Source organism: Paraglaciecola sp. L3A3, from assembly GCF_009796765.1.
In the GTDB taxonomy this organism is placed as follows: domain Bacteria; phylum Pseudomonadota; class Gammaproteobacteria; order Enterobacterales; family Alteromonadaceae; genus Paraglaciecola.
Map to the genome: position 1 here is coordinate 1,823,728 of NZ_CP047023.1, position 15,730 is coordinate 1,839,457.

The 15,730-nt window shown below is 40.1% G+C and carries 12 protein-coding genes; 2 read left to right on the forward strand and 10 right to left on the reverse strand.

The annotated features are described in order from the left end of the window. A complete protein-coding gene (locus tag GQR87_RS07635; RefSeq protein WP_158968079.1) occupies positions 1-810 on the forward strand; it encodes a sterol desaturase family protein in 810 nt (269 codons plus the stop codon). On the opposite strand, the gene GQR87_RS07640 is transcribed toward GQR87_RS07635, so the two are convergent. The 7 genes from GQR87_RS07640 to GQR87_RS07670 form a co-directional block, all read right to left on the reverse strand. Continuing rightward, positions 791-1,426, reverse strand: a complete 636-nt coding sequence (locus tag GQR87_RS07640) for a CDP-alcohol phosphatidyltransferase family protein (protein ID WP_158968081.1) — start codon at positions 1,424-1,426, stop codon at positions 791-793. The genes GQR87_RS07635 and GQR87_RS07640 overlap by 20 nt on opposite strands. Beyond that, entirely contained in the window at positions 1,423-2,106 is a 684-nt protein-coding gene (locus GQR87_RS07645; protein WP_158968083.1) for an ATP-binding cassette domain-containing protein, read from the reverse strand. Before GQR87_RS07645 ends, GQR87_RS07640 begins: the two co-directional genes overlap by 4 nt. Beyond that, on the reverse strand, positions 2,090-3,739 hold the full coding sequence (locus tag GQR87_RS07650) for an ABC transporter permease (RefSeq protein ID WP_158968085.1): 1,650 nt from the start codon (positions 3,737-3,739) through the stop codon (positions 2,090-2,092). Before GQR87_RS07650 ends, GQR87_RS07645 begins: the two co-directional genes overlap by 17 nt. After that, the gene (locus GQR87_RS07655; protein ID WP_370459622.1) at positions 3,715-4,944 is read right to left on the reverse strand and encodes an ABC transporter substrate-binding protein; all 1,230 of its coding nucleotides are present in this window, start codon (positions 4,942-4,944) and stop codon (positions 3,715-3,717) included. Before GQR87_RS07655 ends, GQR87_RS07650 begins: the two co-directional genes overlap by 25 nt. Next, positions 4,925-5,803: a DUF547 domain-containing protein gene (locus tag GQR87_RS07660; RefSeq protein WP_233267425.1), complete on the reverse strand. Its 879-nt coding sequence runs from the start codon at positions 5,801-5,803 to the stop codon at positions 4,925-4,927. Before GQR87_RS07660 ends, GQR87_RS07655 begins: the two co-directional genes overlap by 20 nt. Positions 5,804-5,937: 134 nt before the next feature. After that, positions 5,938-8,079 carry an FAD-dependent oxidoreductase gene (locus GQR87_RS07665; protein WP_158968087.1) on the reverse strand — a complete coding sequence of 714 codons (2,142 nt, stop codon included), beginning with the start codon at positions 8,077-8,079 and terminating at the stop codon, positions 5,938-5,940. Positions 8,080-8,086: 7 nt separating this feature from the next. After that, positions 8,087-10,453 (reverse strand): TonB-dependent siderophore receptor, encoded by a 2,367-nt coding sequence (locus GQR87_RS07670; protein ID WP_158968089.1) that lies wholly within the window; start codon positions 10,451-10,453, stop codon positions 8,087-8,089. 365 nt (positions 10,454-10,818) lie between these two features. On the opposite strand from GQR87_RS07670, the gene GQR87_RS07675 reads away from it, so the two are divergent. Then, the gene (locus tag GQR87_RS07675; RefSeq protein WP_158968091.1) at positions 10,819-11,241 is read left to right on the forward strand and encodes a hypothetical protein; all 423 of its coding nucleotides are present in this window, start codon (positions 10,819-10,821) and stop codon (positions 11,239-11,241) included. A 119-nt stretch (positions 11,242-11,360) separates the two neighbouring features. On the opposite strand, the gene GQR87_RS07680 is transcribed toward GQR87_RS07675, so the two are convergent. The 3 genes from GQR87_RS07680 to GQR87_RS07690 form a co-directional block, all read right to left on the reverse strand. Continuing rightward, entirely contained in the window at positions 11,361-12,281 is a 921-nt protein-coding gene (locus GQR87_RS07680) for a carbohydrate kinase (RefSeq protein WP_158968093.1), read from the reverse strand. Further along, positions 12,281-13,801: a mannitol dehydrogenase family protein gene (locus GQR87_RS07685; protein ID WP_158968095.1), complete on the reverse strand. Its 1,521-nt coding sequence runs from the start codon at positions 13,799-13,801 to the stop codon at positions 12,281-12,283. Before GQR87_RS07685 ends, GQR87_RS07680 begins: the two co-directional genes overlap by 1 nt. Before the next feature lie 155 nt (positions 13,802-13,956). Then, positions 13,957-15,672 (reverse strand): cytosine permease, encoded by a 1,716-nt coding sequence (locus GQR87_RS07690; RefSeq protein WP_158968097.1) that lies wholly within the window; start codon positions 15,670-15,672, stop codon positions 13,957-13,959. Positions 15,673-15,730: the final 58 nt, after the last annotated feature.

Here is a 15,730-nt window from a genome sequence, read left to right on the forward strand (position 1 = left end):
ATGAACAATGAGGCCTGGCTACGTATCGGTAGCTTTATCAGCGTACTGCTGATCATGATGATTTGGGAAGCTTTGCGGCCCAATCGTATTTCTCCTGTGGCGAATACTAAACGTTGGTTAACTAATTTCTTTCTGGTTTTTTGTGGTGCCCTTGTTGGACGAGTCATGGTTCCAGCCGGTTTGGCTGTGGCAGCTATTTATGCCCAGCAGCAAAACTTTGGCTTATTTAATCTTATCAATTTACCTCCTTGGTTGGCTATCTTGCTGGCTGTGATCATGCTTGATTGTTTGATTTATTGGCAGCATAGGGTATTTCATATTGTGCCAATGTTATGGCGCTTACACAGAGTGCATCATGCTGACCCCCATTTAGATGCTTCTACCGGCTTACGCTTTCATCCACTAGAAATAGCCTTGAGTTTAGTGGTTAAAGCAGCGGGAATTCTACTTTTGGGTATACCCATTGAAGCCATTTTGTTGTTCGAAATTTTATTAAATGCCAGTGCTATTTTTAATCACAGTAATATCAAGTTACCCAGCTGGCTTGAATGGCCGCTACGTAAATTGATAGTGACACAAGCCATGCATCGCATACATCATAGTCAGGTTGTGGTAGAAACCAATAGTAACTACGGATTTTGTTTATCCATTTGGGATCGTCTATTTGCTAGTTATACCCAGCAAGCAAAGGCAGGAGATCAAGGGTTAGTGTTAGGATTAAAAGAATATTCCGAGGCAGTTAACAACACTGGGATTGCTACTGTGTTATTGATACCTTTTCGCGACCCTGCTAACCGGAAAGATCCTTAGGTTTTATTGTGGCGATTAGGGTGTTGTATCCCATCCATATACGAATAATAGCGGTTAACCAACATATAGCAGCAAATATACTAGCAATGAGTACAAATTGGCTGGGAAACAAGCAAAATAAACACAATACTAAAATGGTTTCGAAACCCTCAGCTAGGCCGCCCATATAATGCAAACTTTTCTGCGGGTATTTAGGGCTGTCGATATTATGTTTACTGGCCATAATAGCAAAAGCTAAAAAACTCCCGCCTGTGGCCATGAATGACAACATCAAAAAACTGCCAGCAATGGCATTTTGTTCTGGGGCAGCACATATAAAGGCAAAAACGATAGCCGAGTAAAAAATAAAATCCAAAGTAATATCTAAAAAACCACCTGCGTCTGTGGGTGAAGTCTCTCTTGCTATCGCCCCATCTAATCCGTCGCCTAGACGATTTAATAAGATTAAACACAAAGCCAAAATATACTGCTCAAAAATAATCGCTGGCACCGCCAATATGCCAATAATAAAGCCTATTAAGGTGACAGCATCGGCGTTAACACCACATTTAATTAATTGTTTAGCTGCACCGCATAATGGCTTTTTTAATAATTTATTTAATAGGGGATCTATCATGCTTTACCTTGTTTATTGTCATCAGCAGTAAAAAAATCGGCTAAATTCAAATGTTGCGCTTGGGAGGGTAAGTGATCAAGATCGTGGCTGACCATAATACTAGGTACACCTCGACTTTGCAGTTGGTTAAATGCCCACTGACTGACTTGCTCACTGGTTTTAGGGTCAAGTGCTGCGAAGGGTTCATCCATTAACAATGCGTGTGGCTCATTGGCTAGGGCTCTAATTAGACCCACTCTAGAGCGTTCCCCACCACTTAGTTGCTCAGAATAATGCTGGGCGAGATAAGCTAAATCAATATTCTCTAACATAGTTGTAGCTAGCTCACGACGCTGTTGTCTATTAAGTGTTTTGCCGTTTTGGCCTTTTGTATTGTGGGGCAAGGCAAAACAGATATTGTCTAATACAGTCAAATGAGGAAATAAATGCACATCTTGCATTAATAAACCTATGCGTCTTTGTTCTATATTCAGCGAATTTAAAGGGGTACCATTCAGGCTAATATCACCGCTTATTTGCGCGTGCTCGATTTTATCCCCAAGTAACCAATGTAAAAATGTCGACTTGCCCATGCCACTGGGTCCAGTGACCACCAGAAGTTCACCAGCAGCAAGGCTGATCTTGGGTAAGGTTATATGACCATCTTTAATCTTTATCTGGCAATTATTGATGTGTAGCATCAAAGCTTCCTCGTATCCGTTGAGCCAATATACTGGCAATTAAAAAGGCCAAAAAAGGTAATGTTGCCTGTATCAGCATATAGACTGCAGTAATACTTTGTTCATTGCCTGAGGCTATTGCTACAGCTTCCGTGGTAATAGTGGATATTCGGCCAGCGCCTATCATTAGGGTTGGGATATATTGAGCAATACTCACCGAAAACGCCAGAGCCAAGGCGCTAAGTAGGGCAGGACGCAATAACATAAAGCGCACTTGCCACCAAGATTGCCAATAGCTATAACCAAAGCTAGCTGCGACCAGCTCATAATGCCGATTTAAGCTTTGAAAAGGCCCCTTTAACACTAAATAACTATAAGCAAAGGTAAAAGGTAAATGGGACAGCACGATCCAAAAGGTATTGTAATCAGCTCCTACCTGGGTATGTATTATTTGCCAGCCATAAACCATACTTAACTGGGGTAATAATATGGCTAACAACCAAACATAATCGGGTAAATATCGGCGACTTTGTTTTTGTAGTTCAAGCGCCAACAAACTAATAGCGACCCCTAAAACGCTGCTCAATAAGGCAATATGTAAACTATTTAATAAAGGAGCTTGAAAAAAGAACCATTCATCTTGCCATAAGGTAAAAGACCAATTGATATTGCTCAAACTATTTTGACTGTTCCAACCTAGGGACCAGAGTATGAAGGTTAGCAAAATGGTCACAGTTAACACACTGAACAAGCCTAACCATGCGGTAAAGACATGGCTTAAACCGGCAATTTTTAAAGGGTTGGCCATAACGGCTTGTGCTAATAAACCTCTAGTGATCAGCCACTCGTGTAGGTAAATGCTAAAAATTAATAAGCCCAGCATCACCAGTAATAATAGATTACCGATAAATGCGTAACTTTGCTGTGCTTCAGTAAAACCTGTTTGCCAGCTATATAACACCACAGCATAAAGCTCAGGAATATTAGGTCCTATGAGTAAACTGATATCCAAGACTGATAAGGTGTAAGCCATGGCGGCTAATAAAGCTAAACGACTTTGCTTTAACATAATGGGGAACACCAGTAACCACCAACTGGTGATTTCGCTATATCCCAATGCTCGGCCCTGTAGTAACCAGTCTTTGATGGCTAATTGACGACCTAAGGCACTAAATATTAACAAAAAGAATGGTACTTCTTTAATGCTAATAGCGAGTGTCATGGTGATCAGACTTTTTCTAGGAAGAGCTAACCATTCTGGAGCTGGAGCGTTAAATAAGCCCCAGATACTGCTCCATAACATCCCACCAGAGCTGAATAAATAAACTAACCCCAGTGCAACGGCTAAATGGGGTAGTGATAAAAGAGGGGCCAGACGTTGTTCTAAGGTTTGCCATTTAGGGTTAAAGCGATATTGGCTGTAGACCATGAAGGCGACATACAGGGCAATAAGCGGAGCCAACAAGGACAAAAGCAATGTGTCGAGTACACTGGAAGCCAATCCTTTGTAGGTAAAAAAGTCTGTGACTTGCGTCCAAGATAGCTCTACCGCTGGCCATAAACCAATTATGACCCCGAATAAAGGCATCCCTGCGACTAGCCCAACAATCAGCCAGGCCGTACTAAGGGTTAAGCGCCGTATCTTTGTTGCCATGTATCTTCAATAACCTGTTGCCATGAGCTGTGTAATTCTTGTTGAGCGGGTAACCTTGATGTGTCATCTAATAAAGGTGTGATCACCGATGGATCTCCCCAACTGCCAGTGAGTTTTTGTTTTTGTGCTAGTTCACTTAATAAAAAGTGAATTACCACTTTAGCGGCCTCTGGACTTTGTGATCCTTTAGGTATGGCTAAGTTATGGCTATTGGTAATCGCTCCGTCGTTAAAATATAAACGCTGGGCGGAGTCAGCAATACGTTTTGCATGTTGTTCTTTGGCTAATTCATTGGGGTTAAAGCTCACTGCCATGACTAATTGTTTTTGCTGAAACAAAGAGAGTTGTTCCGTATTGGAACTAGGGAACGCTTTGCCTTGCTGCCAAGTCAGTGGATGTAGCCGATCAAGATAATTCCATAGTAAGGGTAATAATGCAGACTGGGCCTCGAGGGTTGCCTGTAAATACAGTCGCGGATCTTTATTACTCAGTGCTACTAAGAGCTGTTTTAAAAAAGTGGTGCCGTGAAACTCTGGTGGACGAGGGTAGCTAATGCGGCCAGGGTGCTGTTTGGCAGCGGCTAAAATATCGGCTGGGGTTAGATTGTCTGTACGGCTGTTATTAAAGATGTCACTGTTAGCGATTAAGTTAAATTGGCCTAAGCCCCATGGTACTTCATAACCTTCAATCGCTACGCCAAAATCGTTTTTTAGGGGGAATACTTGGGTGGCGAGTAATACACTATTAGGAATATCAGCCCATAGTTGACCAAGTAACAAATCTTGTTGTTTTAAGTAACTAAAATTTTCGCCATTGATCCATAATAAATCGATAGCACTTTTGTTGCCTCCTTCGGCTTTTAGACGACTCACTGCTTCACTGATATCAGCGACTTTAACATGGTGTAAACGGATTTTATAACGGCGAGCTATTTCCCGTGTGGCCCAGCGTAAATAATCGTTGATTGGTTTTGATCCACCCCAAGCATAAAAATACACATTTTGGCCTTTAGCGGCGGCTAAGGTTTGTTGCCATTGGGGGTTGTTTTCTCTTTGCTCAACTTCTGCTGTTAATGAGGTTTGTCCATATGAAATGGAAATAAATGGCAAACAACAAAGAGTAAAAAGTGTCAGTAAGCTGACTAACGTTTTTTTTGGTTTCACCTTGGAAAATAAACGAGAAGATTTAAAAGTTAGCCACATCATTTAAGCGCCAGTCATAGTCTTTGAATAGTATAGGGAAGTCATTGTTCATTAACAAACTGCGGATAGCTTGTTCTTGCTCCCCTGAAATAAGAGCTTTATTATATTTTTGTAATAGATCATATAAAGACGAAAACCCTGCATCGCCTTTTTCAAAATCACCACGGTACCATTTAAAAATCGATGAAAGGTAGGCTTTTCCTTTTTTACCATCAATATAATTACGGGTGTTATCGGCTAAAAATATATACATTTGATTATCAAGTTGTTGGTTTAAAGAATCCGCAATATAGGCTTGGTTACGAAGTGGTGGGCAAGATACAGCAGCACAGACTAAAACAGCATGGATACGTGGCTCTTTAAACCATTTACGTACCATTTCATGCTCAATGTCATCTAAGTTATGTTTTTTCTGGAATAATGTGAAAAATTCTTTTTCCCAAGGAGTAGTAAAAAAGCTGCCTAAATCACGAATAGACTCTGCATCGCCTTGTTTGAATTCGCTCCAATGATCAACAATTAACTGCAAAGTAAATCCATTATAAGCATTGATTAAAAAACTAAGTTTTTGCGGTTCATTCCAAGTGTCATATTGGTTTTTTGTGACATTTGAAAATGTTTGTAAAGCTAGTTGTAACGGCTCTTTTTTATTGGTTAATAGCTGATAGTCAACCCGTGATTGTTTTTTATCGGCAGACAAATTAACCACTTGTTTGAGTAATTGATCATAATTTTTATAGTGATGATCAAAGTCAGCAGCCTTTAGTGTTGCTGAAAATGCCAATAAAATAAAAGTACTCCCAGCCAGCATTGTTTGCATAAACGTTTTGCAGTTGATGGATCTAGCGAGTTGGTTTTGCATATTACTCCTCGTGAAGAGCGTGACTTTTTATAGCGCTGGCGCTTCATTATTTAATGACTTGGGCATAACAAATACACCATGCCCAAGTCGTTATTATCTTATTTAACCTAAACTCAGGGTATCCCTATATCAGGTTATTTACGACGCCAAGTATGAAAACGTTCAAGCCAAGCTAGAACTTTTTCTGGAGCGTGAGCTTTTTTCCAGTTTCCGGCTACGTTTTTGTTGGCTTCAGCCATAGTGGGATAAATGTGAATAGTGCCTAATAGTTTGTTTAAGCCTAAGCCGTGTTTCATGGCGAGAACAAATTCAGCCAGCAATTCTCCGGCATTAGCACCCACTATTGTGGCACCGAGTATTTTATCTTTACCCGGTTTAGTTAATACTTTTACAAAACCACGTGCGTGATCATCGGCTAAAGCTCGGTCTAAACCGCCTATATCGTAGCGCGTGACCTCTACTTCTATACCTTGTTGTTTTGCTGCCACTTCGTTTAATCCGACCGTGGCGATTTCTGGCTCAGCAAATGTGGCCCAAGGGATCACACTGTAATCCACCTTAAATATTTTAAAGGGTCTGAACAATGCATTCACTGCAGCATACCAAGCTTGATGGCTTGCAGTATGGGTAAATTGATAAGGACCAGCTACATCACCCGCCGCCAATATATTAGGGTATTTGGTTTGTAAAAAGTCATTGGTCACAACTGTGCGGTCAGTTTCAATGCCTAATTTGTCTAAACCAAAACCAGTTAAGTTGGCTTGGCGTCCAACAGCCACTAATATTTTATCAAATGGAATACGCTCTTCTTTACCTGCCGATTCCACCACTAATACAGGGCCTTCTTCGCTGGTTTCAACTGCGATGGCGCTGGTATTCAACCGTAAATCTATGCCGTCTTTTTCTAACTGATTTTGCAAATATAGTGCTGCATCTGGATCTTCTTTACTTAGCACCTGAGCGCCTCGTTCAATTTGAGTGACGTGAGTGCCTAAGCGCCCGAATGCTTGGGATAACTCACAACCTATTGGGCCGCCACCCAGTACTATCATACGTTTTGGTTGTTCTTGAATTTCCCATAGATTATCAGCGGTTAAATAGTCTATGTCTTTTAAACCCGGAATATCAGGCACAAAAGCACGGGCACCGGTAGCAATCACTATGTTACGTGTGGTCAGTGATTGCACGCCGTCTTCTGTTTGAATATCAACTTGCCAAGGAGAAACGATAGTGGCACTACCAATAACAACATTGACACCTAATGATTCGTAACGCTCAACTGAGTCATGTGGTTCGATTGACTTAATTACGCTATGTACTTTGTTCATCACCGCCTTAAAATCAATTTTCGGCGCATCGTAGGTTACCCCTGCGTTTTGTGAACTGTGGTGTATGTGAGCTAATTTACTGGCATGTAATAAACTTTTTGATGGTACACAACCGGTATTTAAACAGTCACCGCCCATTTTGTGGCGCTCAACTAAAGTCACTTTTGACTTAATCGCTGCGGCTATATATGCGGTCACTAAACCTGCTGAACCGGCCCCTATAACCACTAAGTTACGGTCAAATTTGTTCGGTTTTTTCCAACCTTTGTAAACTCGTCTTTGTTGTAACGCACTTAATATAAACTTAGCTAAAATCGGGAATATGCCTAACAGTACAAAAGACAAAATTAAATCTGTTGAAATAATGTCTGACAATTGGTTGATTTCAACCAGTTGTGTGCCGGCATTCACATAAACAGCTGTACCTATCAACATGCCTAATTGGCTCACCCAGTAGTAGGTCCAAGTTTTAATACCAGTAACACCCATCACCAAGTTGATAATAAAGAATGGGAATATAGGCACTAAACGCAGACTTAATAAATAAAATGCGCCGTCTTTTTCGATGCCTTTATCAATGGATTCAAGTTTTTTTGAAAAAGTGTTTTTAACCCAATCTCGCAATAAAAATCGTGAAGTCAAAAAGGCCAAGGTTGCACCAATACTCGATGCAAATGACGCCAATAGCAATCCCCAACCGAAACCAAACAATGCCCCGGCGCCTAAGGTTAATATCGCTGCGCCAGGCACGCTAAGGGCAGTAGCGAGAGCGTATATGACTAAGTAACCGATAAATGCTACTAGCCAGTTCGCTTCAATGTATTGAGCTAAGTCTTGTTGATTGTTTTTTAGGCTATCAAGGGTGAGGTATTGATTGAGGTCGAACACAAAGAAGCTGGCGACTAGCGCTGCTATGATCACGACCAATATTGCACGTTTATTATTCATTATATGACTAAGCCCTAAAGTTGTAGGTGTAGGTTAACTGAACACTGCGAGGAAGTTCAGGAAAAACCAAAGTGGAACCAAAATAGCCGCCTTCAAAAACAGGACGCCAATTTTTTTCGTCTGTCAGGTTACGCACTTCAAAGCGTAAATTTGATTGCTCGTTTAAGGCCACACTGGTGTTGAGATTAATGGTTATTTGATCGCGAATGAATACAGTTGCCAGATAATCCAGCGGATAACTTTTGCTGTAAATGGCAGAGCCCGAAACATCCCAGTTTTCTAAAATTTGATAACCCGCACTAGCAGATACAGTCTGCTGTGGTAGACCTTGAACCCGTTGGTTCGATGCTGCAAAGCCTGCAAAATTTGGCGCACCTAAACCTGTGCCTTGAATAATATCAGGACGAGAATTATCAAAGGCGTCGGCTACTTGTTGTGAGTCTTGGCTACTGGCAGAATCGTCGTAACGTGCATCTAAATAGCTGTAACCTAAGTTAGCCCATAGCTTATCGTCTTGATAAAACATTTGTGCTTCAAACCCTTTGGCAATAATACCGGTATTGCTGCCGTCACGGTTACGTAAACTTCGGCTTTGTTCAAATACAGATGCATCTATATACCAAGGTGACTGAGCAGGAGCGTATTTTATGCCTAATTCATAAAGTTCGTTTTGGGTGGCAAAATTCAGTGGATTGATTTTATTATCTGCAGCCAATACTGTGCCGCCGGCCATACTGTTTGAAGTGGCTTCGCTATAGCTATAGGTGGCATAACTGACCATATCATCGTTGATGCTAAAACGTGCGCTAGCTGAGCCTGCGTACAACCATTTGCTAAAGTCATCTTGTGCTGCAATTTGTCCTTGTGGGGGTAGGGCGTCACGGGCGGTGACGTCGTAGTGATCGGCTCTTATTCCTACTGTGGTACTAAAACGGTTATTCCAATTGCTTTCTTGTTCCGCAAATAAACCTGTTTGCCAGCTGGTGGAGTCAGTGGTGTCTGATAATGAAAAGTCATTGCTGCCGTCATTATCGATATCATAGTTAGCGCCTGGGGATACAAATACATCTGGGCGTAATTCCACTAAGCGAGCTTGTTGTGCAGCTGTTAATGGAATACGTCTTTGTTCTATATTGCCCATTAAATCAATGGGTAAGTCGGCTTCAGTGGTAAACTGGCTGTAACCTAAAACATTGTTATATCGTAGATCTAAGCCCCAAGTGGTTTGCTGCTCAGTAGACCAATTAGAGTGTATTTCAAATCGGTTTTGTGCTGTTTTGGCACCGTCTATGATTTCTACAAAACTGTTTTGGGCAATTTCTTCACGGTCTAAATATTGAAAATAACTGCGATTGGTTAGGCTGTGTACTGAGTTTAATTGACGTTCATAAGTACTGTGTACCACATAGGTTTGTGCGTTATTTATGTTGTCGGGATCGGTCAGTACTGTGCTACGAGGAATGGGTACTTCACCTGTAGGTGATACTAAGGAAAAAGCACCGGGTACAGTCGAACTATTAGGCTGTACGCCTTGACCGGTAATATACAAACCTTTATCGATTAAATTTTGTGTTGGACGGTTAATACCCGCATTATCGGTAAAGTCGACCTTATAATATTCAAAACTAATGTCCCAACTGGATTGATCGTCAGGCAGTACTTTATAAGCTACAAACAGGTCTTCACTTTGAAATTGGCTAAAATCGTAGTAACTGTCATTATCAATATATTCTGCACTGACTCGAATACCGCTTTTGTTTTCTGTTATTGCAGTACTTATGTCAATTTGGCCGCGATAATGAGCCCAGCTTCCTGCATTGGCTTGTAATTTGATATCTGTACCCGTGAGAGTTGGCACTTTATTATTTAAATTAACAAAACCACCATTACGTTGGCTAGTGCCTAAAATCACTGATGGCGCACCTTTTACCACATCAATTTGACCCACACTGTTAAAGGATAATGGAATACCAAAACCGTTGTTGCCTGCCTGACGACGCATGCCTTGTTGAAACAATTCACCTAATTGACCGCGAATAGTGGGTAAACTAGGTGCGCCAAAACCGCTAGCTGAATAGGTATTGGGAACCAAAGTTAACACGTCTTGTAAGTCATCGATAGAAAGCTGCTCTAACATATCGCTCGAAATTGACGTAAGGCTGCGAGCTATCTCGGTTAAGTTTTTATCTTTACCAAATGGCCCATCTACTATTGAGTCTTTGGGAGACATCACTAAGGAAGGTTGGGCTGCTCCCGTAACCGTTATATATTCTACACTGTCATTTTCTACATTATTATTTTGCTGTTGAGCATCAACAGTTAATGAGACCATTAAACTGGCACTAATCAATATACAGTGCGTTGAAATCGACATATTTTTCTCTTTTAAAATCATCCTGTGCTTAAAGACCTTGTAACACGGATTTTTATTACAGGCTTATAACCGATTAATTCATTTTTAGCCTAAAAATAGTCAAAAGACTATATGCTTGAGTGACAATTTTGGAATGATTCAGCGCATTAAAGAGCTTTAATAATAAATGCCATTTGTCGATGAAATAGGGGACTGGTCGCGAAAATGCAATTAAATGAGAAAAGCTTGTAAGTTTTTTTTCGGTTAGCGGTCTTGTAGTTTGCCTAACATTTGGCTTGTGCTGGTGGAAGTGAAAAAGATAGCTTTAGCTATTCACCTTCACTAGGTTTATTTAATTTAACATTTACTATTAACTAGGAATTTCAATGAGTGAAGCATTGCCCAACGAACTAAGAGGCCGTTTACAATGGTCGTTATTATCATTACGACTCGGTGTATTTATTGTGATGTTTGTCTGGACCTTAGACAAGTTTGTTAATCCTGGTCATAGCATTAAAATTTTTGAAAAGTTTTATTCAATAGCCGGGGTAGGTGAAACCGTGGCTTATATATTGGGTGCATTACAATTAATTTTGATACTTGCTTTTGTCGCTGGGGTGAAAAAGCGTTTCACTTATGGCCTGATATTTTTAATGCATGGTGGTTCAACTTTGTCCGCATATGCACAATACGCAGATGCATTTAATCATTTGTTATTTTTTGCCGCATGGCCAATGTGGGCTGCTTGTTTAACTTTGTACTTACTTAGAGATGCAGACACTAAATTTACTTTAGCAAAAGTGGGGTAATCCTTAATAAATTAAAAAACCGTAAAAGCTCAATATATTCAGTCTCTTACGGTTTTTTTTTACTAATAGGTGAGTCAGTCTAATAGCCAACAAACAAGTCAACAAATCACCCAACAAAATTATACTGGGTTGATAAAGGCTTCTATATCATTTATTGATAATTCTGGAGTGGCCCCATGATTCTGTGCCACCATAGCGCCGACTGCACAGGCAAAGTTAACTGCGTACTGGGCGTTAGTGGTATTACACAATTGATAGATTAATGAGCCTAAAAATGCGTCCCCCGCACCAACTGTATCGAGTACCTTTATTAAGTAACCTGAGTTGTAATAATTTTTGTCATTAATTTTTAATAAAGCACCATGAGAGCCTTTAGTAACACATAGGTAAGGGGTGTTAGTTTGCTCGGCAATAAACTCAAGATTCTGCTCTAATGAATTAAATTTAGAACCCATAGCATGGGCTATTTCATATAATTCATCGTCATTCAGTTTAATAAAATCGGCTGTTTTCATCAGCTCTATTAAAGTTTCAAGATGGTAATGAGGTTTACGTAAGTTCACATCAAACACTTTAAATTGTGCCACTTCAATTAATGCTTTTAAGGTATTTAATGATGTTTCTTGGCGGCCGACTAAACTACCAAATACAAAAATATCTGAAGCTTTTACTTGTTCAATAAGGGCTGGAGTTAACACTATATTATCCCAAGCCGTATCCGCCACTATTTCGTAGGAGGCTGAGCCACTATTATCTAGTGTCACTTCTACTGTGCTGGTTTTTTTGTCAGGATTCACCGCGATAAAATCGGTATTCATTTGCCTTTGTTGAATGATCTCTAACAATTCGTGTCCTAAAGGATCATCGCCTATAGCACTTAACATTTGTGCTTTTATACCCAATGAATTTAAACGCAGACAAACGTTCAGTGGGGCACCGCCTAAGCGTTTACCACTGGCGAAATTGTCCCATAACACTTCACCAAAACAATTGATTGTGATTTCGCTAGGTAGTTTGTCGTTAATGAATAAGCTGTTCATTAGTTTGTCTCCGCAGTCACTGTGTTGTGTTTTTGCTCAAGGGTATTTTGCATTATCTGTTTAATATTGCTGCTTGGTGCATAAAGGGCATCAATTGCCTTGCTATAGTTTTGGCTAAATGCAGGCTGCTCAATTAAATCACCAAACAAACTGTCTAGTTTTAAAAAGGCTAGTTTGTCTGTTGCTGTTTTTTGCGCGTATTCAGTAAGCTCATTGTGCATGGCATCTTGAATGTCTAATGCTTGTCGAGCTTGGCTAACTTGTTTGTCGCTATACAAACACCAAGTGGCTATGACTAATGTAGCCAATGAGCAATCATTACCTGCGGCTAAATTTTCGTGAATGGTGGCGACTAAAAATTTAGGTAATTTGGCCGAGCTTTCAGAACAAATTCGCGCCAAACTATCTTTAATATTAGGGTTAGCAAAACGCTCGATTAGAGTGTCTTTATACTCATTTAAATCTATGCCGTCTAATTGATCTAACATAGGTGTGACTTCTAAATCCATAAATGCACGAAGGTATTGGGCAAAGTCTTTATCTGATACTGTTTCATCTATGGTGGCATAACCATGAATTGAGCCTAATAGACCTAATACCGAATGCCCAGCATTCAATAATCTAATTTTCATTTTTTCAAAAGGCGTCACATCGCTGACAAATTGTGCCCCTGCTAAGTCCCAGTTAGGGCGTCCGTCACTAAAATTGTCTTCGATAACCCATTGGGCAAAAGACTCACAAGTGATTGGCCATTCGTCTTGTAGACCAAAGGTTTGGGTAACGTAATCAATATCTGCTTTGGTGGTCACTGGAGTGATACGATCAACCATAGCATTAGGAAATGCGACATGTTGCTCAATCCATTGACTCAACTCTTTATCTTGTTGGGCGGTAAAGCTTAAAAGCATTTTACGGGTGACGGCACCATTGTGTTGGATATTGTCACAAGACTGCACGGTAAAAGCTTGCATATTATTATCTTTACGAATTTTTAATGCCGCCGCAATATAGCCAAAAGCGGTAATAGGTGTATTAGGGTTAGCAATATCATGGATTATATCTGGATTTTTTACATCCAAATCACCTGTGATAGGGTTTAAGTTGTAACCACCTTCAGTGATGGTTAAAGATACAACTTTAGTGTCGACATGGGCTAATTTGTCAATAACCGCTTGTTTGTTATCCGGGGCAAAAATAAAGTCGATCATAGAACCAATCACTTTATTATCGATTTGCCCATTAGGATGACGTACCACTAAAGAATACAAATAATCTTGTTTGACTAGAATATCTCGTAAGCCACGGTTATTTTCTAATAGCCCTACACCACAAATCGCCCACTGTTCAGAACCGGGTGTCTTTAACAACTCGTTAATATACATAGCTTGGTGTGCACGGTGAAACCCGCCCACACCTATGTGTACAATCCCTGCCTTAAGTTGGCTACGATCGTAAGCTGGAATATCAATATGGCTAGGTAAATTAGCTAGTCTTGATTGATTTAATTGATTATTAGTCATGTTCTTTACCTTACAAAAAATGAGTTTACCAACAAGATAATCTGGCTAGCGATACCGTCAGCTAAACAGTTTAGTTGTTAATTTTTAGCACTGACTGTTGTTGAATCAATGCACATCAACAGTCAGCGGTCTTAGTGTTATTGTTGTTTTGAATCTTAGTTATTCAGTGCTTTTTGACGCTTAAGTGACATATAAGCACTGGCAAAATATATGATGGTGCAAATGAAACAGTACAGCTCAAATTGGGCTTTATTCACGTCATAGATATCCATTGTTTCGCTAAAGAACATCACCTGCGAGGCAAAGGCTGTAATAATTAATAGTGAAATAGTTGAAATAGCATTTAACAATTTGCTGAATCGGCTTTTATCTATAATAAATGCTTTTTGGTTACTGGCTTGTTCTGCTTGGTAAGTCTCAATGTGTTGCTGTTCAAGTGCTTCAGCTGCGACTTCTTTGCTGTAGTCTTTATCGGCACCATATTTTTTAGCCAATACCGTATAGACCACAATGCTGAATATCCAAGTCGGAATAAACAAGTAATAAAAAGACATCACATCTAATACATTTAAGCCAAAACCGAATATTAAAGCTAGTGCCCAAGTGGCAATGGCTGGAATACTGCGAGATATGTTTTGGTATTTAGCCCAATAGCGGGTCAAACCAATTTTTGGAAACAAAACATGCTCAGCAAAAACAATACCGCCAACGGGTACAACTAATAACCCTGCATAGGTAAGTAAAGGTAACATTTGAGTAAATACAAATGGAAAACAAGCAATAATTACCGTAACTATACCGACTATTGCTGTTGTTTTTTCACGTGATTGGTTGACAAAGATAGACTGAGCCGCAAGACCTGCGCGGTATAAGTTAGCGTTTGCCGTTGTCCAACCGGCGATAATAATAATCACAAAACCTGTTAAACCTAATGCATGGTAGGCCACATCACCTGGATCTAATTGAGTGATCGAGGTTTTAAGTAAGACTGCTGCACCTGCACCCATGATACCTGCTGAGATCCATGCTAGGTAATGACCAAAAAACATACCTACACCTGAAAACAAGCCATAACTTTTACGTTTTGCAAAACGAAATATCGCCATGTCGATTAAGCCAAAATGGGTAATTGAATTGGCAGCCCAAGCAAAGCCAATGACTTCGAATAAACCAATACCTTTTTCGCCATCACTAGTAAAGCCTGTCCAAATGGAACTGTCTCCTATGGTGACAAAATCTGTCCAACCGCCAAGAGTGGTTACCCCTAAAACATGGTTAGATAAAGCGGGAAATAAAGTAAATGAGCCAGCAATAAATATAACAAATAACCAAGGGGCACATATTTTAGAAAAATCAGCTACGGTTGAAAAACCATACATAGCCACAAACACTACTATAGAGCCAACGGCTAGTACTATGGCGACAAACCAAAAGCTATTGGGATACCAACTCAGTTGCGCGGGAATATCAAATAGAAATCTCACAGCAGTGGAAGACACGGTAATCATAGCAGCGGAGATCACCGAAAATATCACCACATTGGCCCAGTTATACAATTTGGTCATTGAATTACCGGCAATTTTATTGAGGTAATTATATAAACTTAACCGAGTTTCGACTGCGATAGGGGCGGTAAGTAACCACCAAGAACACATGGCTAATAAATTACCGATTAACAATCCTAAGATAATATCCATGGTTGCCGCACCCAAAGCGACAAAGGTTGCACCGATAACAAATTCAGTTGCCGCTACATGTTCACCAGCATATAAACCTGCGAAGTGTTTCCATCCATGTAACTTATTTTTTGCGACAGGCATTTGCTCTTCATTTATTTGACTAAATGCGTTGTCTCTTTGAGTTTTGGTCATTTTATTTCCTTGCTATCTTTTTGCTTTATAAGCAGTCTGTGACAATTGTTATTAAATA